This is a genomic window from Arthrobacter sp. AK01 (assembly GCF_021109375.1).
GTDB lineage: Bacteria > Actinomycetota > Actinomycetes > Actinomycetales > Micrococcaceae > Arthrobacter.
Map to the genome: position 1 here is coordinate 24,517 of NZ_JAJOHP010000021.1, position 26,195 is coordinate 50,711.

At 62.3% G+C, this 26,195-nt stretch carries 23 protein-coding genes; 3 read left to right on the forward strand and 20 right to left on the reverse strand.

Annotated elements, in window-relative coordinates; translation table 11 throughout:
- Positions 1 to 241 precede the first annotated feature (241 nt).
- The 17 genes from LN996_RS09425 to LN996_RS09505 form a co-directional block, all read right to left on the reverse strand.
- Positions 242 to 1,906: an amidohydrolase gene (locus LN996_RS09425; protein ID WP_231340132.1), complete on the reverse strand. Its 1,665-nt coding sequence runs from the start codon at positions 1,904 to 1,906 to the stop codon at positions 242 to 244.
- 50 nt (positions 1,907 to 1,956) lie between these two features.
- Positions 1,957 to 4,932: an RNA helicase gene (locus LN996_RS09430; RefSeq protein WP_231340133.1), complete on the reverse strand. Its 2,976-nt coding sequence runs from the start codon at positions 4,930 to 4,932 to the stop codon at positions 1,957 to 1,959.
- A gap of 24 nt (positions 4,933 to 4,956) precedes the next feature.
- Complete coding sequence (gene tatC, locus LN996_RS09435; protein ID WP_231340134.1) at positions 4,957 to 5,793, reverse strand: twin-arginine translocase subunit TatC; 837 nt, start codon at positions 5,791 to 5,793, stop codon at positions 4,957 to 4,959.
- A gap of 6 nt (positions 5,794 to 5,799) precedes the next feature.
- Positions 5,800 to 6,069, reverse strand: coding sequence for a Sec-independent protein translocase subunit TatA (gene tatA, locus LN996_RS09440; RefSeq protein ID WP_231340135.1), 270 nt, complete (start codon positions 6,067 to 6,069; stop codon positions 5,800 to 5,802).
- A gap of 36 nt (positions 6,070 to 6,105) precedes the next feature.
- On the reverse strand, positions 6,106 to 6,456 hold the full coding sequence (locus tag LN996_RS09445) for a hypothetical protein (RefSeq protein WP_231340136.1): 351 nt from the start codon (positions 6,454 to 6,456) through the stop codon (positions 6,106 to 6,108).
- 9 nt (positions 6,457 to 6,465) lie between these two features.
- On the reverse strand, positions 6,466 to 8,484 hold the full coding sequence (locus LN996_RS09450) for a YafY family protein (RefSeq protein WP_231340137.1): 2,019 nt from the start codon (positions 8,482 to 8,484) through the stop codon (positions 6,466 to 6,468).
- 96 nt (positions 8,485 to 8,580) lie between these two features.
- The gene (locus tag LN996_RS09455; RefSeq protein WP_011774867.1) at positions 8,581 to 8,976 is read right to left on the reverse strand and encodes an FKBP-type peptidyl-prolyl cis-trans isomerase; all 396 of its coding nucleotides are present in this window, start codon (positions 8,974 to 8,976) and stop codon (positions 8,581 to 8,583) included.
- A gap of 87 nt (positions 8,977 to 9,063) precedes the next feature.
- Positions 9,064 to 9,984, reverse strand: coding sequence for an FKBP-type peptidyl-prolyl cis-trans isomerase (locus LN996_RS09460; protein ID WP_231340138.1), 921 nt, complete (start codon positions 9,982 to 9,984; stop codon positions 9,064 to 9,066).
- Between the two features lie 129 nt (positions 9,985 to 10,113).
- A complete protein-coding gene (gene pafA / locus LN996_RS09465) occupies positions 10,114 to 11,478 on the reverse strand; it encodes a Pup--protein ligase (protein WP_231340139.1) in 1,365 nt (454 codons plus the stop codon).
- A gap of 1 nt (position 11,479) precedes the next feature.
- Entirely contained in the window at positions 11,480 to 12,187 is a 708-nt protein-coding gene (prcA, locus tag LN996_RS09470; protein ID WP_231340140.1) for a proteasome subunit alpha, read from the reverse strand.
- 1 nt (position 12,188) lies between these two features.
- Positions 12,189 to 12,998, reverse strand: coding sequence for a proteasome subunit beta (gene prcB / locus LN996_RS09475; protein ID WP_231340141.1), 810 nt, complete (start codon positions 12,996 to 12,998; stop codon positions 12,189 to 12,191).
- 78 nt (positions 12,999 to 13,076) lie between these two features.
- On the reverse strand, positions 13,077 to 13,280 hold the full coding sequence (locus LN996_RS09480) for a ubiquitin-like protein Pup (RefSeq protein WP_043806102.1): 204 nt from the start codon (positions 13,278 to 13,280) through the stop codon (positions 13,077 to 13,079).
- A gap of 119 nt (positions 13,281 to 13,399) precedes the next feature.
- A complete protein-coding gene (dop, locus tag LN996_RS09485; protein WP_231340142.1) occupies positions 13,400 to 15,073 on the reverse strand; it encodes a depupylase/deamidase Dop in 1,674 nt (557 codons plus the stop codon).
- On the reverse strand, positions 15,070 to 16,878 hold the full coding sequence (gene arc / locus LN996_RS09490) for a proteasome ATPase (protein WP_231340143.1): 1,809 nt from the start codon (positions 16,876 to 16,878) through the stop codon (positions 15,070 to 15,072). The genes dop and arc overlap by 4 nt, the downstream gene beginning before the upstream one ends.
- Positions 16,879 to 16,975: 97 nt before the next feature.
- The gene (locus tag LN996_RS09495) at positions 16,976 to 18,040 is read right to left on the reverse strand and encodes a tRNA (adenine-N1)-methyltransferase (protein WP_231340144.1); all 1,065 of its coding nucleotides are present in this window, start codon (positions 18,038 to 18,040) and stop codon (positions 16,976 to 16,978) included.
- Between the two features lie 115 nt (positions 18,041 to 18,155).
- Complete coding sequence (locus tag LN996_RS09500) at positions 18,156 to 19,319, reverse strand: site-2 protease family protein (RefSeq protein ID WP_231340145.1); 1,164 nt, start codon at positions 19,317 to 19,319, stop codon at positions 18,156 to 18,158.
- Positions 19,320 to 20,039 (reverse strand): HAD family phosphatase, encoded by a 720-nt coding sequence (locus LN996_RS09505; RefSeq protein WP_231340146.1) that lies wholly within the window; start codon positions 20,037 to 20,039, stop codon positions 19,320 to 19,322. It lies immediately after the preceding gene.
- A gap of 123 nt (positions 20,040 to 20,162) precedes the next feature.
- Here LN996_RS09505 and LN996_RS09510 point away from each other — a divergent pair, with 123 nt between their 5' ends.
- Positions 20,163 to 21,068: a PAC2 family protein gene (locus LN996_RS09510; RefSeq protein WP_231340147.1), complete on the forward strand. Its 906-nt coding sequence runs from the start codon at positions 20,163 to 20,165 to the stop codon at positions 21,066 to 21,068.
- A gap of 88 nt (positions 21,069 to 21,156) precedes the next feature.
- Here LN996_RS09510 and mshC read toward each other — a convergent pair whose 3' ends face one another.
- Both mshC and LN996_RS09520 read right to left on the reverse strand, forming a co-directional pair.
- Positions 21,157 to 22,434 carry a cysteine--1-D-myo-inosityl 2-amino-2-deoxy-alpha-D-glucopyranoside ligase gene (gene mshC / locus LN996_RS09515; RefSeq protein WP_231340148.1) on the reverse strand — a complete coding sequence of 426 codons (1,278 nt, stop codon included), beginning with the start codon at positions 22,432 to 22,434 and terminating at the stop codon, positions 21,157 to 21,159.
- Between the two features lie 15 nt (positions 22,435 to 22,449).
- Complete coding sequence (locus tag LN996_RS09520) at positions 22,450 to 23,283, reverse strand: undecaprenyl-diphosphate phosphatase (protein ID WP_231340149.1); 834 nt, start codon at positions 23,281 to 23,283, stop codon at positions 22,450 to 22,452.
- A 52-nt stretch (positions 23,284 to 23,335) separates the two neighbouring features.
- On the opposite strand from LN996_RS09520, the gene LN996_RS09525 reads away from it, so the two are divergent.
- Complete coding sequence (locus LN996_RS09525) at positions 23,336 to 24,268, forward strand: aldo/keto reductase (RefSeq protein ID WP_231340150.1); 933 nt, start codon at positions 23,336 to 23,338, stop codon at positions 24,266 to 24,268.
- A 7-nt stretch (positions 24,269 to 24,275) separates the two neighbouring features.
- Here LN996_RS09525 and rfbA read toward each other — a convergent pair whose 3' ends face one another.
- Positions 24,276 to 25,142 (reverse strand): glucose-1-phosphate thymidylyltransferase RfbA, encoded by an 867-nt coding sequence (gene rfbA / locus LN996_RS09530; protein ID WP_231340151.1) that lies wholly within the window; start codon positions 25,140 to 25,142, stop codon positions 24,276 to 24,278.
- A 53-nt stretch (positions 25,143 to 25,195) separates the two neighbouring features.
- Here rfbA and rfbB point away from each other — a divergent pair, with 53 nt between their 5' ends.
- Positions 25,196 to 26,194: a dTDP-glucose 4,6-dehydratase gene (rfbB, locus tag LN996_RS09535; RefSeq protein ID WP_231340152.1), complete on the forward strand. Its 999-nt coding sequence runs from the start codon at positions 25,196 to 25,198 to the stop codon at positions 26,192 to 26,194.
- Position 26,195 lies beyond the last annotated feature (1 nt).

Genomic DNA, 26,195 nt, shown 5'->3' on the forward strand with positions numbered 1-26,195 from the left:
GGGCATAGAATCCCTGACGAACTGTTTTCTGGGTCGCTGCGGACCTGCCCACCTGTTTGCCGCCACCATGAACGTGTTCCGGCCACGGCCGAACCCCCAAGCCCCGGCTTTTGCCGCTGCGTTGATTGTCCGTTGAGCCTCAATGCTACGGACTCCCCCCACACTGTCAACCGGCCGGTGACCTGCGGTTCCATGTGTCTGCCCAGTTCAGTGACCCTCCCGGGGCAGGAAAATGATCGGGCTAGGCGCGGAGGTTTTCGTGGGCGAACAGCTCTTGGCCCTCACGGACCGTCTGCAAGCAGCGGGGATCGCTGCCGGTGTCCAGCGCAGGCAACAGCGGCGTCCGCGCCCGGGGGTCCGTGCTCCAGGACTGTACGCGGCTGTCTGCCACCTGAACCATGAGTTCTTCGACTTCCCACACGGCGAAGCTGGCAGGTGCACCCGGCACCAGTTGGCCCATCAGGGGGTTTCGGTGCTTCGCAGCCCGCCACCCCGCCCGGGTGTGGCCCAGGAATGCAGCCCTGGCAGAAATCCGCTGCTCCGGGTTGTTGTGCTCCAGGCACGCCCGAACACTGGACCACGGCCTCAAGGACGTGACAGGGCTGTCGCTGCCAAACGCAATCGGCACTCCGCTTGCATAGAAGGAAGCGAAAGGATTCATGGCTTTGCTCCGGCCGCCCAGTCGCTGGTCATAGAGTCCGCCTGCAGCGCCCCATGCGGCATCAAAACCCGGCTGGACGCTGACTGTGATGGAGTACTTGGCCAATCTGTCGATGGCCGATTGATCGGCCATCTCAACGTGTTCAAGTCGGTGGCCCGCGGCTCGAATACGCTGCTCTCCCACCTCGGCCGCTGCTGCATCCAACGCTCCAAGGACCGCATCGAGGCCAGCATCGCCGATGACATGGAAGCCTGCCTGGATGCCCAGTTGGGACGTAGCGGCAAGGTGCCGGGCCGCATCATCCACTGAGAGATACAAGCTGCCCCGGTGCCCTGGCGCATCCGCATAGTCGTCCATGAGGGCCGCGGTCCGGGAGCCAATGGAACCATCCATGTTGAGGTCCCCCGCGAGGCCCAGGACCCTTGTACCCAAACCGTCGATGATGCTTTGGGCGTGCTCTGCCGATGAAGCCAGCTCACCCCAATACGGGAGGATCTCCGGGCTGCTTCCCTCGTCATTCCAAGAGGCAGCCATCCGGAGGTCATCTGGTCCGCAGATGTGGGGCGCCGACATTTCAGCCAATGCGACATAACCGTGGGAAGCCGCTTCCTGAAGGGCTCGTTGCTGGTAAGCACGTCGTTCCGACGCAGGGAAGTGCCGTGCTGCAAGCCGTGCGGCAGAATGTGCGGCACGCACCACCCGTGAGCTGCCGGAGAACCCGTCCATGCCGTCCAAGTCAGCTGCTACGGCCAGTGACGGGGAGACCAAGGCGGAGTGGACATCGATGCGTGAGAGGTAGACCAGCCGCCCGCCGGCTGCCCGCTCGAGCTCATCGAGGGTAGGCAAAGTGGAGTCGTCCCATGCTGTCTCGTCCCAGCCGTGTCCCAGGACGCTGCCGGAACCTCCGGCAGCGGCAGCAGCGACGGCGTCGAGGAGTTCCTTGGCCGAACGGGCGGCGGTGAGGTTCAGGCCCGACAACGCGAGGCCGGTTTCGGTCAGGTGCGCGTGGGAATCAACAAAACCCGGAGCCAGGAGGGCGCCTCGGAGATCGATAATCTCCATCGACGAGTCGGCGATGGAGGTAGCTGCCTGCTCGGAACCTACCCAGGCAACGGTATCGCCGTCCACCACCATGGCGGTGGCGAACGGATCAGCGGCGGTATAGATCGAACCGTTGCGGTACATGGTGACCCGGCGGTCCTTTGCGTTGCGGTTTCCGCCGGCAGGCGCGCCTGGCTGGTTCATTGGTTGGGCTCCTTGAGCATTGAAAGCAGTAAATCAGATAAAGACGTGGGCTAGGCCACCGTGGAGTAGGCCACGACGCCGCGGCGGACCAAGTCAATGGATTCCCGGCAGAGCCGTGCCACGCGGGGGTCCAGCTGCGGGATTTTGGCCAGCTGGTCGAGCAGATCCACCACCTGCTTGGCCCAACGGACGAAATCACCAGCAGCGAGATCAGTCCCGCTGAGGACATCCTGAAGATGACGGCCTTTGGCCCATTTATACATTGGCCACATCAGGCCGAGCTCCGGTTCGCCGGTCAAGGGAAGCCTGTTGTGCTCCTCGGTGTCCTCCAGCTGGGACCATTCGCGGATGATGATGTCCACAGCCGATTCCAGCGAAATGGTGGGCATCTTTGGCCGCAGCCCGCGGTCTTCGCGTTTGGCTTGGTACACCAAGGTGCTGGCCAGGGACGCCAGCTCAGCGGCATCGAGATCGTTGATGGCACCGCGGCGGACCGACTGGGAGATGAGCAGGTCCTTTTCGCCGTAGATCCTGCGCAGCCGCTGACCGTCGGGGCTGATGGTGACCTGGCCGGCGTCGTTCGTCTCCAGGTAGCCATATGCTGACAGGACATCACACACACGGTCGAACGTCTTGGCGATGGTGTTGGTGCGGCCTTGGATTTGGCGGACAAGCCCGTCGGTTTCCTTGCGAAGTTTCCACCACCGCTCCGACCACCGCGCGTGGTCTTCACGTTCGCTGCAGCCATGGCACGGGTGGGCCCGGAGCGCGCGCCTCAGATCGGCAATCTTCTTTTCCTGGTCCGGCAGGCGGGCTCCGAGGCCGAAGTCCTCATGCCTGCTGTTGCGGCGACTGTGTGGTGCGTCTTCGCTGATGGCGTGGCGCATGGACGAGGCAAGGTCCCGGCGGGCCTTCGGGACCTTGGCGTTGAAGGATTTCGGAATGCGGATCCGGGTCACCGGCGATACCGGGCCTTCAAGGTCGTGGACACCGATCCGACGGATCTGGTTGTCCGAAGTGAGGACCGACGGACGGGGCTCACGGGCGTTTCGGTCCACGTCAAGGACCACTGCATGCCCGGCCAGCCTGCCGCTGTAGATGCTGATGACGTCGCCGGGAATCAACCGGGCCAGGGAATCGGCAACATGGGACTTTCGGGCACGCTGGTGATCGCGTGCAGCGAAATTCTCGGCGTCACTGAGTTCGCGGCGGAGCTTCGCATATTCGGTGAAGTCGCCGAGATGGCACTGCATGGATTTGGCATAACCCGCCAGCGACTCTTCACGTCCACGAACCTGCCGGGCAAGACCCACTACGGAGCGGTCGGCCTGAAATTGCGCGAAGGAGGACTCCAGGATTTCGCGGGCGCGCCCACGGCCGAACTGGGCAATCAGGTTGATGCTCATGTTGTAGGTGGGCCTGAAGCTGGAGTTCAGGGGGTACGTGCGGCGTGAGGCCAGTCCGGCCACAGCGGCAGGGTCCGTTCCCGGTTGCCACAACACAACTGCATGGCCCTCGACGTCGATGCCCCGGCGTCCGGCGCGACCGGTAAGTTGGGTGTACTCCCCCGCGGTGATGTTGACGTGGGCTTCCCCGTTGAACTTTTCCAGTTTTTCCAGGACCACGCAACGGGCCGGCATGTTAACCCCAAGGGCCAGCGTTTCGGTGGCGAAGACGGCCTTGACCAGGCCGTCGGCAAAGAGCTTTTCCACCACTTCCTTGAACGTCGGAAGCATGCCTGCGTGATGGGCGGCAAAGCCCCTGACAAGTCCGTCGCGCCAACCCCAGAAACCGAGGACATCGAGATCATCGGCGGGAATTTCGTGGCTGGCCTCGTCCACTCGCTGGGCGATGATTTGCTGTTCCCGCTCTGTTGTCAGCCACAGTCCGGATGCAGCACACTGCGCCACTGCGGCGTCGCAGCCGGCCCTGGAGAAAATGAACGTGATGGCCGGCAGGAGATCCTGGCGCCTGAGGCTCTCGATGACCTGTGGGCGGCTGGCCTTCCTGACAGGGCTGCGCTGCTCTGACTGCTGCCGCTCATCGCGATAGCGGTCCTGGCGCCTACGGCTACGCCCACCATGGCCGAAGCGGCCGCCCATGTTCATGCGGCTCTCAGAACGGGCCATGGCCAACAGGTCCGGATTGACTTCGAACTCCGGGCCGGTGACTGCCTGGCGGACCTTGAGGGAAGACGAGCGGTTGGCGACGGCGTTCCTGCGGTCAGCGGCCACTGGTTCGTCCACCACTTCATCAGCCTCGGAAAGGTCCGGCACTTCGGTTTCCGGTGTGCCAGGGGCCTGGGGTGCGATCTCGTCAAAGGTGGTGTCGCCAGCGAAGAGATCCACTATTTCCCGACCCACCATGACGTGCTGCCACAGTGGCACCGGACGGTGCTCCGAAACGATGACGTCGGTGTCGCCCCTGACGGTATCCAGCCAGGCTCCGAACTCTTCGGCGTTGGAGACAGTGGCACTGAGCGAGGCGACCTGCACCTCGCTGGGCAAATGAATGATGACTTCTTCCCAGACGGCCCCGCGGAAGCGGTCGGCCAGGTAATGGACCTCGTCCATCACTACAAAACCAAGGTCACCCAGGGTCTCTGAATCGGCATACAGCATGTTCCGAAGGACTTCGGTGGTCATGACCACCACTGGAGCCTCGCCGTTGATGGTGGTGTCGCCTGTCAGCAGGCCGACATTCTCTGCCCCGTACTTGGCCGCCAGCTCCGAGAACTTCTGGTTGCTCAACGCTTTGATGGGGGTGGTGTAGAAGGCCTTAAGTCCCCGCTCCAAGGCCAGATAAATGGCAAACTCGCCAACTATCGTTTTACCTGCACCCGTCGGGGCTGCTACCAGGACGCCGCGGCCCTCCTGGAGCGACCTGCACGCCTCACGCTGGAAGTCGTCCAGGTCGAAGTCCAGGGACCGGGCAAAGGCGCCAAGGTACGTTTTCGACTCAGCTGCCCGCTGGGCTGCCGCTTGATAGCGGTCTGATGGAGATTGAGACCCGGAAATTGAGGACATACATCAAGCCTAGTGGCCCAACGTCTAGAGATTCTCCAGATCCGTTGCCGGGGTGGCGATGTCTGCGTTGGCTTCGGTCTCAGCTGCCCGTTTGAGGGCCCGACGTTCACGGCGCCGGTCGTTCCAGAGGCAGACGCCGATGGCCGCGAAGAACAGAAGCAGCATGGGAGCTGCGAGGTAGAACATGCTCATGGCATCGGCGCCGGGAGCAGCCATCGCAGCGAACAGGCACACCAGGAAGATGGTGATCCGCCAACTCTTGACCAGTTGCTTGCCCTTGACGATTCCAGCAAGGTTCAGGCCCACCAGAACCACCGGGACAAGGAACGCAATGCCGAAAGCCAGCAGGAGCCGAAGAACGAACGCCAGGTAGATCTCAGCACTGATGAAGTTTGACCCACCCGATGGAGTGAAATCGGTCAGCACACGAACAGCGTTGGGCAGCACCAGCCAGGCAAGGAGGACACCACCAACGAAAAGGGGAACCGCTGCTGCCACGAACGACAATGCCAAGCGCCGTTCCTTCTTGTGCAGCCCGGGCACAATAAAGGCCCAGAGCTGGTAGATCCATACAGGGCTTGACAAGATCACGCCAAGAAAGACCGAAACCTGGACCATAAGGTCGAATGAACTGGCAACGCCGTCAAAGTTCAGGGTCGCGGCGCGGCCCTCTTTCTCGTTGAGGTCCTTGATCGGCTTGATCAAGGCCTCCAAGAGCGGCTGGTAGACAATGAAGCCCACCACGGTACCCAGGATGATACCGATAGCAGCCTTGAAGAGCCGGTTCTTAAGCTCCTTGAGGTGGTCAAGGAGCGCCATCCGGGCTTCGGGGTTGGCCTTGCGCCCCTTCGTTTCTACCACTTCTCTTTAGACGCGGTTGGAGGGCGGAACGTCAGTCTCGCCGTTGTTCTTGGCCTTGGCGTCCGGGTGGCCTACTACCTTGCCTTCGACGGCGTCGGAAGCGTCCTGGGAGTCTTTCGTTTCGGAAGAACCATCCTTCTTCATTTCCCGGACTTCAGACTTGAAAATACGCATCGACTGCCCAATACTGCGCGCCATGGACGGCAGCTTCGGCGCTGCGAAGAGCACCAGAGCCAGGACGATGATGATGATGAGATGCCAGCCTTCGAGCCTCATGTGGGGAGGTCCTTTCCTTTTGGATACATCCTACGTCTATCTGAATTCAATGTCGTGCAGGGATTGGGGCTGACCCCGCTCTGCTTTGCGCTTGACGCGCTTCTGGCGACGAACTTCCTGGCGGAAGGCTTTGGCCGTCAGGTAATCATGACGCATCTGATCCGGGGAGGCAAAAATTGCGGAGCCTGGTTCGGCGCGCGCGTCCGTTGTTTCAACGTCGGAGGTTTCCACGTCGGGCCCACGTTTGCTGAAACGTTTACCCGCATCGCCCAATTCATGAACAGTTGACATGAATTTCCTGAACAGGCGGTACCCCAGTGTCAGGTGAAGCAGCAACGAAAGGGCTATGAGCGCGATCCACAACAGGATCCAGAACCACCAAGGCATCTGAACAGTCTAGCCAGCCGGGCGGTCGGAAGGATCGCCGTACTGGGAAAGGGCTGCGTCGAGATACGTGCGGGCTTCCCCACGCAGTGAATCCGGGGCGAGAATCCGCGCAGATCCACCATGCTGTGCCACGAACATCGGGAGCCAGCCCGCATCGCCAAACCGCACTTCGGCCAGAAGCCCGCCGTCGGGCAGTTGTGCTGTTCGCTCGGCGTAATAGTCATCCGCCAGTCCGGCGCCCTGGCGGGTGAGCTGCAGGAGGACCAGGACGTCATCGTCGCTGGGCGTGAACAGCCGGGCCGGAAAATCCAGTCCGGCCGTTGCCGTGCCGGACGCCGGACGGCCGTTGGGTTCCACTAGTTCCACCCTGTCCAGCCGGAAGTTCCTGATGCCGGCCTTACTGTGGCAGTAGGCTTCGAAGTACCAGGTGTTGTCCAGGGAATAGAGCCGCAAGGGATCCACGTCCCGCTCCGTCAGTTCGTCCCGCTGCCGGGAGAAGTACCGTAGCCGGAGTTGTTGGCTGTCCCTGATCGCCTGGGTAATGGTGGCGAAAGCATGGGACTGTTCGGGCGCCACTGATTGGCCGGCTACGGAGCCCGCCAAACGCCCGGCCTGTCCCGCTGCGCCGGTTAGCTTAATGGTCACCGATTCCAGGGCGCTGCCGGGCCCGTCCTCGGACATGCCGGCCAGGGCGGGCAGGTCTCCCAGCATTTCCAAGCCAGTCAGCAGCGCCGCGGCCTCCTCCTCGCTGAAGCGCACCGGCCGGTTCAGGTCCAGGTGCTCAGAGATATAGACGTGGTCGTTCTCCCACTGGATGTCCAGGAGATCGTCGGGATAACCCTCCGGGAGCCCCGAGCAGATAAGGATCTTGAGGTCGTCGATCAGGGCCTTGCGGGTGATGCCAAAATGGTCTGCGACTTCCTGGATGTGCAAGCCCTGGTGATGGACCAGGAAGGGAACCAACTGGAGCATCCGGGCCAGCTGATCCTCGGAAGTCCGCTTTCGGGCGCGTGGCAACCGCTCAGAGTCAGGGAACCCAACGGGTACGGACGGTTCGGCGTCGAAGTTCACCGCACCCTGGAGTCGACGCACGACGGCGGCGCGCAGCTCCTCCGGACCGCCCACCTTCACGTGGGGGCCGTAAGAGGCCAGTTCCTCCGCGAGGACCTCGGGATCCCGGAATTCCACGACGAGGCGATCACGGCTGTTTTCTCTTGCAGCCGGTTCGACGTGCGAGGCCCTTTTCCGCAGGGCCAGGAGCCGGTCGATGTCTACATCGAGGGTGGCGTTCTGAAGTGGCAGTTCATTAAGTGAATCCAGCTCGGCGCGGGCGTTGAAACCGTCCGGAGCATCGAAGCTGCTGCCGGGCACCAGGCCCACTGCGGTCGTCATCCGCGAAAGCCTGAAGAGTCGTTTTGCCTCCCTCCCCCGGTCAAAGCCCACGAGGTACCACTGGCCGAAACGGCTGCCGAGTCCCCAGGGCTCAACTTCCCGCACTTCCTCGCGCCCCGTGCTGACCGCAAGGTAGCCGAAGCGGACGGCATGCCTGCCATGCATGGCTGCCACGACGTCGTCGAAAGCCTGGCCCGCCGGCCTTATCCGCGGCTGCACTCCCGATGGGAGATCGACGTCGGTGAAACCACCGGCCGCCTGGAGCTTGCGGACGGCATTGGCGGCCGCCGTGCCAAGCGCAGCACGTTCCCATAGCTGGGCAGCCAGCAGAAGGACCGTGCACTCGGCCGGGGTCAGGCTGACGTCCGGAAGCCGGTTTGAGTCCTTACCGATGCGGTAACGGGTTGTCGCGGGATCCTCCGCGCCGAAGCTGCGCGGATCCGCCAATGTTTCGATCTCAAAGCCAAACTGCTTCAGGTCCACTTTGTCGCGCTCGAACATACGACCAAAGGCGACATCGTTGGCAGCGGAATCGCGGTAGACCTTCTCACGCAGGACAGAGCGTGGAAGCCCCACTCTGGTATTGAGCAAAGCCAGGAGAAGGTTCAGAAGTCGTTCAGTGCGGGATGCGGACACCCTTGCTACGTTACTAAAGACCAGCGGGAAAGCAGCAAGGCGCGTCACCGACCGGTGGAACCGGAAGGTAACGCGCCTTGCTCAGGGCTATCTGCCTTAGCGAACTGCTACGAGGTCGACCACAAAGATCAGGGCTTCGTTGGGCTTGATCGCTCCACCGGCACCCCGGGAGCCATAGGCGAGCTCGGAAGGGATTTCCAGGCGGCGACGGCCGCCGACCTTCATGCCCAGCAGGCCCTGGTCCCAGCCCTGGATGACCTGGCCGACGCCGACCCTGAAGTCCAGCGGAGCGCCGCGGCCCCACGAGGCGTCAAATTCTTCACCAGTGGACCAGGCGACGCCCACGTAGTGGGTGGACACGGTGTCTCCGGCCTTGGCTTCTGTGCCGGTGCCCTCGATGAGGTCCGTGATGACGAGGTCCGTGGGGACGTCGCCTTCGGGGAAGTCGATTTCGGGCTTGGTGCGGTCGAAATCACGCTGGCCAAATGACATGGAGGCTCCTTGGTGTGAGGGGACGGATGAGTGTCAGGAACAAGCTTAAGCCAGTGCCCAACGGTCTTGTCGAAATTTCAGTGCCGGTTACTTGACGCCAAGAATGTCAACGACGAACACGAGGTCGCCCTTGGCTTCACCCTGGCCGGCTTCGCCGTAGGCCAGATCCTGCGGAATGACCAGCAGGACGCGGGAGCCGACGGTCTTGCCTTCGAGGCCCTGGGTCCAGCCCTTGATGACCCCGGTGAGCGGGAAGCTGGTGGACTCTCCACGGTCGTAGCTGGAATCGAACTTGGTTCCACCTGCGAGGGTGACGCCGACGTAATTGACCGTCAGGGTGTCGGAGGCCTTCACGGCAGCACCTGTGCCCTTGATGAGGTCCTGGGCGATGAGTTCCTTCGGAGCCGCAACGCCTTCAACGGAAATCTGGGGAATGCCCTTGTCGTCTTCCTTCACGGTGGGGAGCCCTGCCGGAGGAGTAACTGTCTCGCCTTCGGGCTTCTCCAGTACCGGTGCGGGGTCCTTCGCTGAGACCAGCTTAAAGACGACCAACTGCGTGGAGGCGGGGGCAGATGCTGTGGCATTGCCAGGTGCCGCAAAAGCGATTTGGGACCCAACCTTGGCTCCGACAATCGCGTTATAGATTTGCTCGTTGCCGGTCTTCAATTCGTCGGTCAGTTCGATTGGCTGGGGGCCGTTGGCGTAGGCATCTTCCACTGTCTTGCCGTCATTGCCGTCCACGGCAAGGTACATCAGCTCGGCCGTTTGTCCGGCCTTCACGCGCTCACCATCGCCTTCGACAACCATCTTGATGGTTGGTTCAGTCACGGTGAGGGGCTTGGAGAATTCAACGCCGGGTGCTTTGTCGCCGTTGTCCGTCACTTTCACGGAGTCGAGCTTTGAGGTGTCACCGGCAGACTGGCTGGTGGGCTCGGCGGCCGGAGTGCTTCCTCCGCACGCGGTGATGAGCAACAGGGCAGGAAGGAGAATTGCTAGGAGTCGGCGCACAAAAAAGACACTTTCGTCGGGGCAAGGGACACTCGGAAAGGCGCGTTGCGCATCCAAGCAGTGCGGCTCTTGGAAAGAGACCACTATCCAGAATAGCCCGCGAAGCTGGGAGCCAGCTTATAGAGCCGGTCAGCCCATGGAGTCCAGCAGTGCATCCACCCGCTCGTCAACGCTACGGAACGGATCCTTGCAGAGAATGGTCTGGTGCGCCCGGTCGTTGAGCTTCAGGTGCACCCAGTCAACGGTGTAGTCGCGGCCCAGCTCCTGGGCGCGGCGAACAAAGTCACCCCGCAACTTTGCCCTGGTTGTCTGGGGTGGCGCGTCCACGGCGTCTTTGACGTCCGTTTCCGTAACCAGGCGTCGTGCTGCCCCCCGCGCTTGCAGAAGGAAGAAAATCCCACGTTGACGCGAGATGTCGTGATACGTGAGGTCGAGCTGGGCGATGCGTGGTGAGTCAAGGCTAAGGTCATGGCGGTTCATGTAGCCGTCCATGAGCTTCTTCTTGATGGCCCAGTCCACTTCGGTATCAATGGTGCTCGTATCGCCGCTTTCGATGGCATCGAGCGTTCGTTTCCACAGATCCAGGATGAGCGGCACATGGGCGTTGTGTGCGCCGTTCGTGGCGACGAACTCAGTGACCTTGGTCAGGTACTCGCGCTGGATATCCAGGGCGGTGAGCTGCCTGCCGTTGGCAAGCCTGACCAGTGCGCGGCCCGTCAGGTCATGCGAGATCTCACGGATGCTGCGGATAGGGTTTTCCATCCGCATATCCCGCATGATGACGCCTGCCTCGATCATGCGGAGGATAAGGTCCACGGTTCCCACCTTTAGGAGCGCGGAAGTTTCAGACATGTTGGAGTCCCCCACAATCACGTGGAGGCGACGGTAGAACTCGGCGTCCGCATGTGGCTCATCGCGGGTGTTGATGATGGGGCGGGACCTGGTGGTGGCCGAGGACACGCCCTCCCAGATGTGATCGGCACGCTGGGAGAAGGCAAACGTGGCGCCGTGGGGCGTCTTCAGCACTTTCCCCGCTCCCGCGATCAACTGGCGGGTCACCAGGAAGGGAATGAGGATCTCGGCCAAGCGGGAGAATTCCCCCCGCCGCGGAATGAGGTAGTTTTCGTGGCTGCCGTAGGAGTTTCCGGCGGAGTCGGTGTTGTTCTTGAAGAGATACACCGTGCCGTTGAATCCCTCCGCCGCCAGCCGCGCCTGGGCCTCGTCCACGAGGTCGTCCAGGATGAGTTCGCCAGCCCTGTCATGGGCGATCAGCTGTGCAAGGTCGTCACATTCGGCCGTGGCGTACTCTGGATGCGAACCCACATCCAGGTAAAGCCGTGAGCCGTTGGTCAGGAAGACATTGGACGACCGGCCCCAACTGACGACCTTGCGAAAAAGGTATCTGGCCACTTCCTCAGGGGCCAGAGGACGCGAATCCGGGCTGGAATAGGAGATTCCAAATTCCGTTTCGATGCCAAATATTCTCTTATCCATCTCAAGCCTCCTCGGCGAGCAACAGGGTCATATCCTCAGGCAACAGCCGCCGGAACGCCCTACGGGAACCGCGGTGGCTTTCGGACGCGCGGTACAGGACTGCAGCCTCGACGGCGGTAGCCGGCAGCGCGTCAGCCTCCTTATCGGCAGCCAGGGCGCGCAGTGCCAAACGCATGGCCCCGGCCAAACTGAGCTCGGGATCCCAATCCCCACTGACGACGTCGGAAATCTGGTCAGCGAGACCGCCCATGACAACAAAGCCGTTCTCATCGGCAATCGAGCCATCGAAGGTCAGCCGGTAAAGGTGGTCCTGCTCCTGTGCCAGGCCCACTTCGGCGACTGCCAGCTCCACTTCGAAAGGTTTCTGTTCCGCAGTGAACACCGCGCCAAGACTCTGGGCATACACGCTGGCCAGACCGCGGGCGGTGACGTCCTCGCGATCGTAGGAGTATCCGCGGACGTCGGCGTAACGGACACCGGCTTGCCGGAGGCTTTCGAACTCGTTGTACTTGCCCACTGCTGCGAAGGCGATTTTGTCGTAGATCTCGCCGATCTTGTGCAGCGAGGGCGACGGATTCTCCGCGATCAAGGCAATGCCGTCGGCGCAACTGATGACCACCACGGAGCGTCCGCGGGCGATGCCTTTCCGTGCAAAGTCAGCACGGTCCTTCATCAGCTGTTCGGGAGAGACGTAGAACTGCTGCGTCATCTCAGGCCTCCCGTCCGGCGATGGCCCGTGATTCGACGATGGCGCCGGCTATGGCGGCCAGGTCGCGTTCCGGAACACGGCGGTTTCCGGTGCGGTTGACGGTATAGACAACAGGCCACAGTTGACGGACCGGGTCGGGGCCACCGGTGGCGGAGTCGTCGTCCGCGGCATCGTAGAGCGCCTCAACGGCCACTGCCACCGCGGATTCTTCAGTGAGATTCGGCTTCCACAGCTTCTTCAGGGCGCCCCGGGCGAACACCGAACCGGAACCAACCGAGTGGTGTTCCTGCTCTTCGTAGCGGCCGCCGGTGACGTCGTAGGAGAACAACCGCCCGACGCCGGACACTTGGTCGAACCCCGCGAACAACGGAATGACCGCCATCCCCTGCATTGCCATGGGAAGGTTCCCGCGGATCATTGCCCCCAGCCGGTTGGCCTTGCCCACCAGGCTCAGGAGCGTGCCCTCGATTTTCTCGTAGTGCTCCAACTCAACCTGGAAAAGCCGTGTGATGTCGATGGCCAGGCCGGCCGTGCCGGCGATACCCAGCACGGAATACTCGTCGGCGGGAAACACTTTCTCGATGTGCCTGCTGGCGATGACGTTGCCCATCGTGGCCCGGCGGTCTCCCGCCATCAGGACACCTCCCGCATATGTCAGGGCAACGATGGTGGTGGCATGAGGCGACGACGGAACCATGCCGGCCGGTAATGATTGGCTGAAGGGAAGTAATTCGGGACGCGAGCGTTGGAGATGCTCCGTAAAGGAAGACGTTGCCTGGGTGGCCAGGGGGCCGGTTGATGGGTCCTGCATTGCTGCACTCCTTCGACTCTGCGTTCCGATGCCCGGCGGCCTCACGCCGACCGGGCAGTACTGACGGTGTGGGTCCGGTTACTGGCCGCCCTTTTGCACGAACGCCCGGACGAACTCTTCGGCGTTTGATTCCAGGACGCCGTCGATTTCATCGAGGAGGTCATCCACGCCCTGGGTTGCCTCCGACGCCTGTGCCTCGGGCGCTGCGGGCGGGGCCTCCGGTACGTCCACTTCAGTTTCGGTTTCCCTCGACTGCGGTTGTTGCTGCTCCTGAGCTGCCATTTTCTTTCTCCCTACTGTCAGTCCCCTGATGCCGGAGACTTCCTAATGCCATATTGCCACGCCGTGGGCTGCTGCGTACGGCTTTGGAAGGGCACGAATGTTGGTGTGCCGTTCCAGCCTCAGCTCCTGGCCGGCGGCGGGTTTCGGCCCATCAAATCGGCAAGGAATGAACCTGCATCCTGGTGACGGTCGAACAATGCTCCGGTCAACGCCCGGGTTCCACGCAGCGGTTCACGGGTGGGTACCCTCTGCAGTTTCCCCAACCCCGGTACATCGAAAATTACCGAGTCCCAACTGGCGCCGACCACGTCCTTGCCAAACCTGGAAACACACCGTCCGCGGAAGTACGCGCGAGTGTCCGACGGCGGTTCGGTCACCGCCCTGGCGATGTCGGCGTCGTCGACGATCCGCATCATGCGGTCCCTGGACAGCAGCCTGTAGTACAAGCCCTTTTCGGGCCGGATATCCGACCATTGCAGGTCCACTAATCCGAGCCTGGCGTCGTTCCACTCAAGGCCGTCACGGTTCCGGTAGCCTTCCAGAAGTGATTTCTTGGCCACCCATTCAACGGACGAGGAGGCCGCAGCAAGGTCGCTTCCCAGCGTTGTCAACGTGGTTTCCCAGTGTGACAAGACATCGTGGGTGTGGCCATCGCCGGTAACCGAGTCCGCCACGCCAGTCTCCTGGGCAAGTTTGGCCGCTGCCTCGTAATACATCCACTGGATGTCCAGGGCCGTCACCCTTCGGCCGTCGAGCAACCGTACTGTGGCTGTGAGCGTTGTGTCGTGGCTGATGGTTTGAAGAGCCTGAACAGGCTCGTGGACTTCAATCCTCGGAGCCTGTCCGGCTTCGATGAGGCTCAGGACCATGGCGGTGGTACCGAACTTGAGGTAGTTCGAGGCCTGGCTGAGGTTGGCGTCACCGATGATCACGTGAAGGCGGCGGTACTTGTCGGCCGTTGCGTGGGGCTCGTCCCTGGTGTTGATGATGGGACGTCGGATGGTTGTTTCCAGCCCCACCTCGGCCTCGAAGAAGTCCGCACGTTGGCTGATCTGGTATCCGGGTGTGGAGCTGTCCTGTCCCAAGCCGACCCGTCCGGCACCGCACACCACCTGGCGGGAGACAAAAAATGGCGTCAGGCCACGAATAATGTCACCGAACGGAACGGAGCGGGGCATGAGGTAGTTCTCGTGCGAGCCATAAGACACTGACTTGTTGTCAGTGTTGTTCTTGTAAAGATTGATGGGGGGCAGGGTGGTGTCCGCCGCGACCTTCCTCACAGTGGCCAAGGCAACCAGGTCACCGGCAGCATCCCACGCCACAGCATCGCGCGGATTCGTCACTTCCGGGCTCGAATACTCGGGGTGTGCATGGTCCACGTAGAGACGCGCCCCGTTTCCGAGGACCATGTTCATCAGCAGGGAACCGGATTCGTCGGCTCCATCGAGCTCCAACTCCTGGCGACCGTACGCCAACGCAACCGCTTCGGCGTCGAGCACTGGCGGCTGGTCTGTGAGTTGGCTGGGATCCGCGGCTGACCTGTCCAAGGTCCAGCCGCGTGCATCGTGTAACGGTTCTTCGTCCGTGTAGTCCCAGCGTGTCTCTGCTCCCCCGGCTGCCCGTTGCCGGGTAACTGTGGCGTACGCCTGGATGATCCTTGCGGACATCATGGTGGCATTCGCCCCGGGCGCCGACGGCGCGTGGATTCCGTATTCAGTTTCCGAGCCCATGACGCGCATGGCGCCGCCGGCGGGCAACTTTTCAGCAGGCGTACCTTCGGGTCTTGCTGTCATAGGTATTGGCCCGTGTTGGCGGTGGTTTCAATCGACTTGCCTGGTTCCTGGCCGGCCTTGCCCTGGACAATCGTGCGGATGTACGTGATCCGTTCACCCTTCTTGCCCGAAATCCTGGCCCAGTCGTCCGGGTTGGTGGTGTTCGGCATGTCCTCATGCTCGCGGAACTCGTCAACCACGGCCCGCAGCAGGTGCTCGATCCGGAGGCCCTTTTGGTGATTGGTCAGGAGGTCCTTGATGGCGTATTTCTTGGCCCGGTCCACGACGTTCTGCACCACGGCGCCGGAGTTGAAGTCCTTGAAGTAGAGCATTTCCGTATCGCCGTTGGCGTAGGTGACTTCGAGGTACTCGTTGGATTTCTCCGTGGAATACATGGCTTCGACGGTGCGCTGGACCATGGCGTCCACCGTGGCCTGCACGTCTCCGCCATACTCGGCAAGGTCCTGGGCGTGGAAGGGCAGGTCCGTGGTGATGTACTTGGCAAAAATGTCCGCCGCGGCCTCGGCATCGGGGCGCTGGATCTTCACTTTTACGTCGAGGCGACCGGGTCGAAGAATGGCGGGATCGATCATGTCCTCACGGTTGGAGGCGCCGATGACAATGACGTTGTCCAGACGCTCGACGCCGTCGATCTCGCTCAGCAACTGGGGCACGATAGTGGTTTCGACGTCGGACGAAACGCCGGTACCGCGGGTGCGGAACAGCGAGTCCATTTCGTCGAAGAAGACGACGACAGGGCTGCCATCGGATGCCTTTTCACGGGCACGCGAGAAAATGAGGCGGATGTGGCGCTCGGTCTCGCCCACATACTTGTCCAGGAGCTCGGGTCCCTTGATGTTCAGGAAGTAGCTCTTGAGATCGGTGTTGCCGGCGCGTTCTGCGGCACGGGCTGCAAGGGAATTTGCCACAGCCTTGGCGATGAGCGTCTTGCCGCAACCCGGAGGGCCGTACAGCAGTATGCCTTTGGGGGCCTTGAGCCCATGTTCGCGGTAGAGGTCCGGGTGCAGGAACGGCAGCTCCACGGCATCGCGGATCTGTTCGATTTGGGGGCCGAGACCGCCAATGTCCTGATAGGTGATATCCGGAACTTCTTCGAGGACAAGGTTCTCCACCTCGGCCCTCGGCACCTTCTCAAGGGCGTAGCCAGTCCGTGAGTCCAGGGACAGTGCATCGCCGACCTTCAGGTGGACACTTTGAAGGGCGCCTGACAGCCGGACTACGCGTTCCTCGTCGGCCCGGCCCACCACCAGGGCGCGGTCCTTGCCCAACATTTCCTTGAGGGTGACCAGTTCGCCGGCGCGTTCGTAGCCCAGCCCGGCCACCACCAGGAGGGCCTCGTTCAAGAGGACTTCCTGCCCGACTGCCAGCTGGTTCAGGTTGACCAGTGGGCTGACGCCTACACGCATTTTGCGGCCGGCATTGAAGATATCCACGGACTCTTCGGTAGCGGCCTGGCCGGAACTGCCTGCGGCTGCCTGCTTTCGCGGGTTGATCTGCACTACGGTTCCGAAGCTATAGGGCGGCTGGCCCTCCTGCTCCAAAGCACCCTTCAAACGGAGAATCTCGGCCTTGGCCGTTTCCAGCATGCTCACAAGCTTGCCGTTGTTCTGGGTAGCAGCTGCCAACTGGCGGTCAATGTGGCGAAGCTTGTCCCGGAGGATATTGATTTGCCGTTCGGCAACCGTCAGTTCACTCGAGGGCTCCGGCGGTTGGACAGCTGCAAGCCCCCGGCTCGCCGCTTCTTCCGCTGCGTTATGTGCTTCTTCCGGCGTCGGCCGTCCAAGGTCGTTGTTTGACGTATCCACGATTCATCAGCCCCTTCCTGCGCTTAACAAGACCTTAGTCCCGAAAAGCGCAGGGTGCTTGGTGACATCCGGAATGCGGACCCTATTGTGACCTTTGTCAGTTTGTGACTGGGGGATCATCCTGGACGTTGGTTCCTGCGATGGCGTCGCGGGCTGCCCGGCGGAGTTTCTTGTCCGAGACAGAGCGCTCTCCCACAGCGCCGGGCGTCCACGCGTTGAGGTCCTCTTCGCTGAACTCGGTCTTGGACGGGCGGCGCTTGACGGAGATTCCAGTGACGCCATCGGCGAGGCGGCGTGTGACGAGGAGGAATCCGGTGTGGGCCACCATGCGGTGGTCCGGCCGTACGGCCAGTCCCTCAAGGTGCCATCCGCGAACCATGGACTCCCAGGCGGCAGGCTCAGTGAAGCGCCCGTCGGCGCGAATGGCCTCAGCCGTGCGCGACAACTGGGTGACGGTTGCCACGTAGTTGATCCACACACCACCGGGCGCCAGGACAGTGGCAACAGCGTCCAAGCACTCCCAGGGAGCCAGCATGTCCAGCACGACGCGGTCCACGGAGCCAGGAGCCTCAGCCTTGACCACTTCTTCCTGGAAGTCGCCCAGGGAGATCTGCCATGCGGGGTGCGGTCCGCCGAAGATGGTCTCCACGTTTCCGCGGGCGATGTCGGCGAACTCTTCGCGACGCTCAAAGGAGTGGAGGTAGCCGCCGTCGCCCACGGCGCGCAGCAGCGAAATGGAGAGGGCGCCGGACCCGACGCCGGCCTCAACGACACGTGCGCCGGGGAAGATGTCAGCCATGGTGACGATCTGGCCTGCATCCTTCGGATACACAACAGCGGCGCCACGGGGCATGGACAAGACGAAATCGGAGAGCAACGGACGCAGGGTCTGGTACTGCTGGCCAACGTTGTTGCTGACTACGGAGCCATCCACCTTGCCGATGATCTCATCATGGTTCAGGAAGCCGCGGTGGGTGTGGAAAGCGCCACCTACCTCCAAGCTGATGGTGTTCATGCGGCCGCGTTCATCAGTGAGCTGGACCCGTTCGCCAACGCGGAAAGGCCCGCGGCGGCGCGCAGCACCCGTCGGCTGCACGGTTGTGCCATCGGCCGGCCTGTCGGTGCCTGCGTTTGCTTCGGGGGCGGCGGTTTCGCTGCTCATGTACTGTTCCTCGCTCCTGTACGGCTGGGCCGCAACGTCTTGCTGGCGGGTGGGCGCCAAAAATCCATGGGTTCTTCGGTATAACCGCCGGCATGCAACTCTACCGGCAAGGGTGTCAGGCGCGCCCGCTCCGGCGGGCTTCCTTGCCTGTAATGGCCGTCACTACTGCTTGCTGGCGGAGAAGGCCAGTGACGATTCCGTTGTGATCCACCACAGCGTATTCGCCGCCCTCCAGCCGTGCCAAGTACTGGATCAATTCCTGGCCCTTGGACCATTCCGGGACGTACGCCCCAGCGCCCAGGGCGTGCGCTACTGCGGTGACGGGCGTCGTCGCCGTTGATTGCGGAGGCACAGCGGCCGCTGCTCCGAAGTCCACCACACCCTGCGGCTTGCCATCCGGTCCGCAAATCACGACGGCGGGACTCCCGGCCGGGGAAAGGTCCAGGACGTCCGCAACAGTGGCCGAGTTCGGCACGCCTACCGCGGATTCTGCCAGTCCAGCGGCACTCACGAGGTAGAGGCGGCTGCGGAGCTTGGCGTGGTGGATCGAGCTCGAAGCGCCCATCCAGAGGAAGCCGCAGACGAGGAAGGTGATAAGCATCAGGCTGATATCCAGCGGCGTGCCGCTGATGAGCGGCAGCCCGATGAACCAGATGACCAATGCGGCAACGATGATGCGGCCAGACCACCCTGCGGCGATCGTGCCCTTGTCCTGGCTTCCGGTCGCTTTCCAAACCGCCGATTCAACCAAGCGGCCGCCGTCCAGGGGCAAACCGGGAAGGACATTGAACAAGCCGATCAGGAGGTTGGCCCACATCAGGATGTTGGCCAGGATGTCCGATACGCCGCTTAAGGCACCGGAAGAAAGAACGGCCCACATTCCGGCCGCCAGGACGAAGTTGGAGGCCGGTCCGGCCAAGGCGACCACCACCGAACGTCCAGGGGAAGCCGTGAAATTCTCGAATTGGGTATGTCCGCCCCAGAGGTTCAGCACGATCTTTTCCGTTGGCCAGCTGAAGGCCTTTGCGCTGAGCGCGTGCGCCAATTCATGGACCAGAACCGAGACGGCGAGCAGCAGGGCATAACCCAAGGCCACGAAATACGCTCCGATGCCGAGCTCCGGCATCCGTATCAGCAGTGCCGGGCCATAGACAATCACCGTGAAGCCGGCGATGACAAACCACGAGTAAGCGAGGTATACCGGAATACCGGCGATCTTTCCCAGGGGAATGCCGTCTTTTTTGGTGGCGGCGTGATGGGGCGTGGAGGAACTGCTCACCTAGTTGGCCCCTTCAAGCAGGTCCACTGCTGCGAGGCGGTCATGAACCAGGCGGCTGACGTCGGAGGCAGTCCTGCCAACCAACGTGTCCCACATGATCATGCGGCGGTCCTCGGGCAACGGAACCTGGTGGGGTATTCCTACCGTCACCACACCCGAGGCAATGGCGGCCGTTGCCCCCGGTACGGAGTCCTCCAGGGCGACACAGTGGTGAATGCTGAGTGAGGGGTCGTCCAGCCGGAGCCGTTCGACAGCAGTGAGGTAAGCCTCGGGGTGCGGTTTTCCGTTGGCTACCGTATCCCCGGTGACCATGAATTCGAAGTAGGGCTTGGGAAGGCTTTCCACTACCACGCCGGCCAAAGGGCCCTCGGACATGGTTACCAGGGCACAGCGGATGCCCGCCTGATGAAGTTCGTCCAGGAGTTCACGCGCGCCCGGACGCCACGGGACTTCCTCGCGGACCTGCGCGATGACCTGGGCGCTGAGGGTGTCCACGATTTCGCGGGCTTCAAGCCGGACACCCGCGGCTTGGAGGACGGCGGCCGAGTGAAGCAGCGACTGGCCTACCAATTGCATGGCCTGCTGGTGCGACCAGCTTCCGCCATGGGACTCCACAAGCTCACGCTCGGCAGCGATCCAGTAGGGCTCGGTGTCCACGAGTGTGCCATCCATATCCCAGAGCACGGCTTTGAGGAGGGGCTGGCTGGGTAACGAATGCATGGTTTCAAGTCTACGTGGAACCTGGCCGGCGGCTGTCCGGGCTTTGCGCTGTGGGCGAATCGGTGACACGCGTTGACGTCAAATGCCATGCATCGGCACGGGTCTTGGACGTAGGGTGAGTGGATGAACAGTGTGGACGGGACCCCCGAAGGGCAGGACATCACCGCGGAGCCCGAGCGTTTCCTCAAGGAACCGGCGGAAGGCCAGCGTGTCACCGTCATGCTCGCCGCATTCGAGGGCTGGAACGATGCCGGCGAGGCCGCCAGCGATGCGCTGCACTATTTGAACAAGCTCTGGGACGGCAAAAAGGTTGCCACGGTGGACGCCGAAGAGTACTACGACTTCCAGTTCACCCGCCCCACCGTGCGCCGCACATCCTCGGGTGCCCGCAAGGTCAAGTGGCCCTCTACCCGGATCTACAAGGCAGCAGTTCCGGACAGCAACGTGGACGTGGTCTTCGTACTAGGCACGGAACCTTCCTACCGTTGGCGTGCCTACACCACCGAATTGTTGGTCCACGCCGAAGCACTCAAGGTGGACTCCGTGATCCTGATTGGCGCATTGCTTGCCGATGTACCCCATAGCCGGCCCATTCCGGTAAGCACCACCAGCGAGGACAGTTCGCTGCGTGAGCGCCTGAACCTCGAGGCATCCCAATACGAGGGACCGGTAGGGATTGTTGGCGTGCTTGCGGAGTTCGCCATGCTGGCGGGGTTGCCGACGGTGTCCCTGTGGGCGGCTGTTCCGCACTACGTTGCCCAGCCCCCCTCCCCCAAGGCTCAGCTGGCGATCCTGCACAAAGTGGAAGACCTGCTCCAGGTTCCCCTCGACAGCCAGGCGTTGGCCGAAGAGTCCGAGGCCTGGGAACGCGGAGTGGACGAACTCGCCACTGAGGACCCCGAAATTGCTGCCTACGTGCGCCAGCTTGAGGAAGCGAAGGATACGGCGGACCTCCCGGAAGCCTCCGGTGAATCCATTGCCCGCGAATTCGAGCGCTACCTGAAGCGGCGTGGCAAAGAGCGGCCGTAAGAACCAATCCTGAAAACAGCAACGGCCCTGACATTGCGTCAGGGCCGTTGGTGTTTCGGGCCGTTGGTGTTTCGTGCTGATTCGCGCCCTAGAGTTCCACCCCAAGCAAAGCGTCGATGGCATCCGTCACCAGGGCAGAGTCCTGTGCGGACTTCTCCGCGCCGGAGCGCAGCGCTTCCCCTGCCCAGTAATCGACGGCGGCGATGGCTCCGGGAGCGTTGAGGTCGTTGGCCAACTCATTGCGCATGGCTGCCACCAAGGGTCCCGCCGATCCGGTAGGTGCATGCTCCGCGGCCTCACGCCACTGTGCCAGCCGGTCTTTGGCGGCCGAGAACTCCGCATCGGTCCATGACCAATCAGAACGGTAGTGGTTGGCAAGAATGGCCAGTCGGATGGCTGCTGGTTCCTCACCGGCCGCGCGGAGCTTGGAGACAAGGACCAGGTTGCCCTTGGATTTGCTCATCTTCTCGCCGTCCAGGCCCACCATGCCAGCATGCGAGTAGTGCCGTGCCAGCGGGACACCGGAGAGGGAGTAGGCGTGCCCGGCTCCCATTTCGTGGTGCGGGAAGATGAGGTCCGATCCGCCGCCTTGGACGGTGAAGGGTGCCGGGAGGTACTTCTGCGCGATGACCGTACATTCAATGTGCCAACCGGGCCGGCCGTCGCCAAGAGTCGCGCCGGGCCAGTTGGGTTCGCCGTCGCGGGCCACGCGCCAGAGCAAGGGGTCCAGAGCATTGCGTTTGCCCGGCCTGGCAGGGTCTCCTCCGCGTTCAGCGAACAAGGTCAGCATCTCTGCTTCGCCAAGTCCTGACACGTCGCCCAGGGTCCAGGCGTCGGTTGCGTCGGAACGTTTGCCGGCCATTTCGACGTCGTAATAGACATCGCCGTCGGGTTCACCGTCGGATCCTTGAACGCGGTAGGCCACGCCGTCGGCAATGAGGCGCTCGATGGCGGGCACAATGTCCGGGATCGCCTCCACGGCACCGATGTAGTGGTTTGGTGCCAGTACGTTGAGTGCGTCCATGTCCGTCTGGAACAACTCAATCTGGCTCTGCGCCAAGTCGCGCCAGTCCACACCAGTGGCGGTGGCGCGCTCCAGCAGGGGGTCATCGACATCCGTGACGTTCTGGACGTAAGACACCCGGATGCCGGCGTCGCGCCATGCCCGGTTCAGGAGATCGAATGCCACATAACTGGCCGCATGTCCCATGTGGGTAGCGTCATATGGCGTGATGCCGCAGACGTACATGGATTGTTCCGGTTGCCGTTCAACCTCCACGACGCGGCCAAGGGCTGTGTCGAACAGTCGTAGTTGCGGCATGCTGCCGGGCAGCTCAGGAACAGGGCGGGAGGTCCACGATTTCACGACTCAACCTTAGTGCTAGGCGCTGATCACATTGAAACCGAGCAGGACATACAACGCCAGGCCGAGGAGGATGCGGTACCAAACGAAGAGCCGGTAACTCCGTGTGGAGACGAACTTCAGGAACCAGCCGATGATGATGTAGCCCACGACAAAGGCGATGACGGTGGCCAAGGCGGTCTCAGGAAGCCCGTACGGTCCGGAAAGGCCGTCATTCGAAACGGTCTTGTAGAGCTGGTAGAGGCCACTGCCGAACACAGCCGGAATGGCCAGAAGGAACGAATACCTCGCAGCAGCCTCACGGGTGTAGCCCATGAGCAGGCCCGCCGTGATGGTGCCGCCGGACCGGGAGACACCGGGAATCAGTGCCATGGCTTGAGCGAAGCCGTACAGGATGCCGTGCTTGTAACTCAGCTGCGTGAGGTCTCTGTCCTGCCGGCCGATGGCGTCGGCGACAGCCAGGATCATGCCGAACACAATCAGCATGGTGGCAACGATCCACATACTGCGCAGAACGGATTCAATCTGGTCCTGGAACAACAGGCCCAGGACGATGATGGGCAGGCTGCCCAAAATGACCAACCAGCCCATGCGGGCATCCGGGTTGCTGCGTTCGACTTTCCCGGTCAGGGAACCAAACCATGCGCGAACGATTCTGACGATGTCGCGCCAGAAGTACACAATGACCGCGGTTTCGGTTCCCAGCTGGGTGATCGCAGTAAAAGCGGCACCCGGATCAGCGGCACCCGGAAGGAATGAGCCGACAATCCGCAGGTGCGCACTTGAAGAGATCGGGAGGAATTCGGTGAGGCCCTGCACCAGGCCCAGCAAGGCTGCTTCTATCCAGTTCACGTGAATAGACCCTACGTCATGAAGACTGGGAACTGCCCGTAAGCTAGCAGCTATGCAGCAGCGTTATGTCGGAAACAGCGGGTTCCGTGTGTCCTCTTTGTCCCTCGGAACCATGTCCTGGGCCCAGGAAACAGATGAACAGGACGCGGCCGAAGTGCTGCACGCCTTCGTAGCTGCCGGAGGCACTGTTGTTGACACCGCAGCCTCGTACGCCCAGGGCCAGGCCGAAGCGATGCTGGGGTCCATGCTGGGCGATGTGGTGGCCCGCTCCGAACTGGTCATCTCCACCAAAGCCGGGGTGTCGTCGTCGGACTCCAGGCGCAGCATCAACGCCTCCCGCGGGGCGATGCTGTCCGCCCTGGACGCCAGCCTGGCCAGGCTGGGAACCGACTACATCGACATCTGGTTCGCCCACGAGTGGGACCCGAATGTTCCCTTGGATGAAACCCTTTCAGCGTTGGAACTCGCCCAACGCAGCGGCCGGGCCCGCTACGTCGGAATTTCCAACTACAACGGATGGCAGACAGCCAAAGCCGCCGCCGTGGCCGGATTCACACTGGTGGCAAACCAGTCGGAATACTCCCTGGTTCAGCGCCGGGCCGAGGAGGAACTGATCCCTGCCGTGGAAGACGCGGGGCTGGGGCTCATGGCCTGGGCGCCGCTGGGTCGGGGCGTCCTGAGCGGAAAATACCGCGGGCAGATTCCGGCCGATTCCAGGGCAGCGCAGAGCCGTCTCGCAGCCTATGTGGAGCCTTACCTCGAGCCGAAAGCCTCACGGGTGGTGGAGGCGGTGGCAATGGCTGCCCGCGGACTGGGGCGGTCTCCCCTGGACGTTTCCCTGAGCTGGCTGCTCTCGCGCCCGGGCGTTGCGACAGCTGTTGTCGGCGCCAGGAACGCCGTGCAACTCAAAGAACTACTGGACGCGCAATTGAGCGTTCTTCCCGCAGAAATTGCCCGCGCACTCGAAGACGTGTCCGCCACGTAATTCGGTGCTATTGGCGGTCCAGGATGTCCAGAAGGTAGTTCCCGTACCCGCTTTTGGCGAGCTTGGCGGCCTGTTGGCGAAGTTCGTCGTCGTTCAGGTAGCCCATCCGCCACGCCACTTCTTCAGGGGCGCCGATCTTCAAGCCCTGCCGGTTCTCCGTGGTGCGGACGTAGTTTGAGGCGTCGTTCAGGTCGCTGAAGGTTCCCGTGTCCAGCCAGGCGGTACCCCGTGGAAATTTCTGCACGTGCAACTGGCCGAGTTCCATGTACTTGCGGTTGATGTCCGTGATCTCCAGTTCCCCACGCGGGGATGGTTGGAGGTCTTTCGCCATGGCAACCACGTTGTTGTCGTAAAAGTACAGGCCGGGGACGGCGTAATTGCTCTTCGGCACGGCCGGCTTCTCCTCGATGGAAACGGCCAGGCCGTCGTCGTCGAATTCCACCACTCCGTAGGCGGACGGGTCCTTGACCCAGTAACCGAAGATGGCGCCGCCGTCGACGTCGGCGTAGTGGCGCAATTGGTTGCCCATGCCGGGGCCGTTGAAAATGTTGTCCCCGAGGATCAGCGCCACTTTACCGCTGCCAATGTGGTCCTCCCCGAGGATGAACGCCTGGGCGAGGCCGTCCGGCGTCGGCTGCTCCGCATAGCTGAGGTTGATACCGAACTGCGATCCATCGCCAAGGAGCCGCTGGAACTGGGCTGCGTCCCCTGGCGTCGTGATGACCAGGATGTCTCGGATCCCTGCGAGCATCAGCGTGCACAGGGGGTAATAGATCATGGGCTTATCGAACACGGGAACCAGCTGCTTGCTGATTCCGAGCGTGATGGGGTGGAGCCGCGAACCCGTTCCACCTGCAAGAACAATTCCTCGCAAACCAGCCGTCCTCACCTGTGCCCAGTCTCGCCGCGGGCGGCTACTCTAGGGCCATGCAGAGAATCCTTGTCACCGGCGGGGCCGGATTCATTGGATGCAACTTTGTCCACTACATCATGGAGCACACCGGCCTGCATGTCACGGTCCTGGACAAACTGACCTATGCGGGCAGCATCGAATCGCTCGCCGGGCTGCCTCCCGAACGCTTCCACTTCGTCCAGGGCGACATCTGCGACGCCGACAGCGTGGACACGTTGACTGCCGCCGTGGACGCTGTAGTGCATTTTGCGGCCGAGTCACACAATGACAACTCGTTGGAGGAACCCCGTCCGTTTGTTGACACGAACTTGCTGGGTACCTTCACGCTCATTGAGGCCGCACGCAAACACGGCAAGCGTTTCCATCACATCTCCACGGACGAGGTCTACGGAGACCTGGCCCTGGATGATCCGCATCGCTTCACTGAAGATTCCGTGTATCGGCCGACCAGCCCGTATTCGGCTACGAAGGCAGGCTCGGACTTGTTGGTTCGCGCTTGGGTCAGGTCATTCGGCCTCCAGGCGACCATCAGCAATTGCTCCAACAATTACGGCCCTTACCAACACGTGGAGAAGTTCATTCCCCGGCAGGTCACCAACATCCTGGAAGGTGCCCGGCCGCGCCTTTACGGCAATGGGCTCAACGTCCGGGACTGGATTCACGTAGAGGACCACTCTTCGGCCGTGGTGGCGATTCTCGAACGCGGCCGCGTGGGTGAAACGTACCTGATAGGAGCCGACGGTGAACGATCCAACCGCGAGGTTGTGGAAATGATTCTTTCGCTGATGGGCCAGCCGCGCGATGCCTATGACCTGGTGGGTGACCGTCCTGGCCACGACCTTCGCTACGCCATCGATTCGAGCAAACTGAGGCGGGAACTTGGTTGGTCGCCGCGGTACTCGGATTTCGACGCCGGCATCGCCGACACCGTGAAGTGGTACAGGGACAACGAAGATTGGTGGCGTCCGCAGAAAGCTGGGACAGAATCCAAGTACGCGGGTCAGGGCCACTGAA

Excerpts from the sequence above, each read along its gene's own strand:
- LN996_RS09425 (WP_231340132.1), bottom strand. The coding sequence starts at position 1,906 with ATGAACCAGCCAGGCGCGCCTGCCGGCGGAAACCGCAACGCAAAGGAC.
- LN996_RS09430 (WP_231340133.1), bottom strand. The coding sequence starts at position 4,932 with ATGTCCTCAATTTCCGGGTCTCAATCTCCATCAGACCGCTATCAAGCG.
- tatA (WP_231340135.1), bottom strand. The coding sequence starts at position 6,069 with ATGAGGCTCGAAGGCTGGCATCTCATCATCATCATCGTCCTGGCTCTG.
- LN996_RS09445 (WP_231340136.1), bottom strand. The coding sequence starts at position 6,456 with ATGCCTTGGTGGTTCTGGATCCTGTTGTGGATCGCGCTCATAGCCCTT.
- LN996_RS09455 (WP_011774867.1), bottom strand. The coding sequence starts at position 8,976 with ATGTCATTTGGCCAGCGTGATTTCGACCGCACCAAGCCCGAAATCGAC.
- pafA (WP_231340139.1), bottom strand. The coding sequence starts at position 11,478 with ATGGATAAGAGAATATTTGGCATCGAAACGGAATTTGGAATCTCCTAT.
- prcA (WP_231340140.1), bottom strand. The coding sequence starts at position 12,187 with ATGACGCAGCAGTTCTACGTCTCTCCCGAACAGCTGATGAAGGACCGT.
- prcB (WP_231340141.1), bottom strand. The coding sequence starts at position 12,998 with ATGCAGGACCCATCAACCGGCCCCCTGGCCACCCAGGCAACGTCTTCC.
- LN996_RS09480 (WP_043806102.1), bottom strand. The coding sequence starts at position 13,280 with ATGGCAGCTCAGGAGCAGCAACAACCGCAGTCGAGGGAAACCGAAACT.
- dop (WP_231340142.1), bottom strand. The coding sequence starts at position 15,073 with ATGACAGCAAGACCCGAAGGTACGCCTGCTGAAAAGTTGCCCGCCGGC.
- LN996_RS09495 (WP_231340144.1), bottom strand. The coding sequence starts at position 18,040 with ATGAGCAGCGAAACCGCCGCCCCCGAAGCAAACGCAGGCACCGACAGG.
- LN996_RS09505 (WP_231340146.1), bottom strand. The coding sequence starts at position 20,039 with ATGCATTCGTTACCCAGCCAGCCCCTCCTCAAAGCCGTGCTCTGGGAT.
- LN996_RS09510 (WP_231340147.1), top strand. The coding sequence starts at position 20,163 with ATGAACAGTGTGGACGGGACCCCCGAAGGGCAGGACATCACCGCGGAG.
- LN996_RS09525 (WP_231340150.1), top strand. The coding sequence starts at position 23,336 with ATGCAGCAGCGTTATGTCGGAAACAGCGGGTTCCGTGTGTCCTCTTTG.
- rfbB (WP_231340152.1), top strand. The coding sequence starts at position 25,196 with ATGCAGAGAATCCTTGTCACCGGCGGGGCCGGATTCATTGGATGCAAC.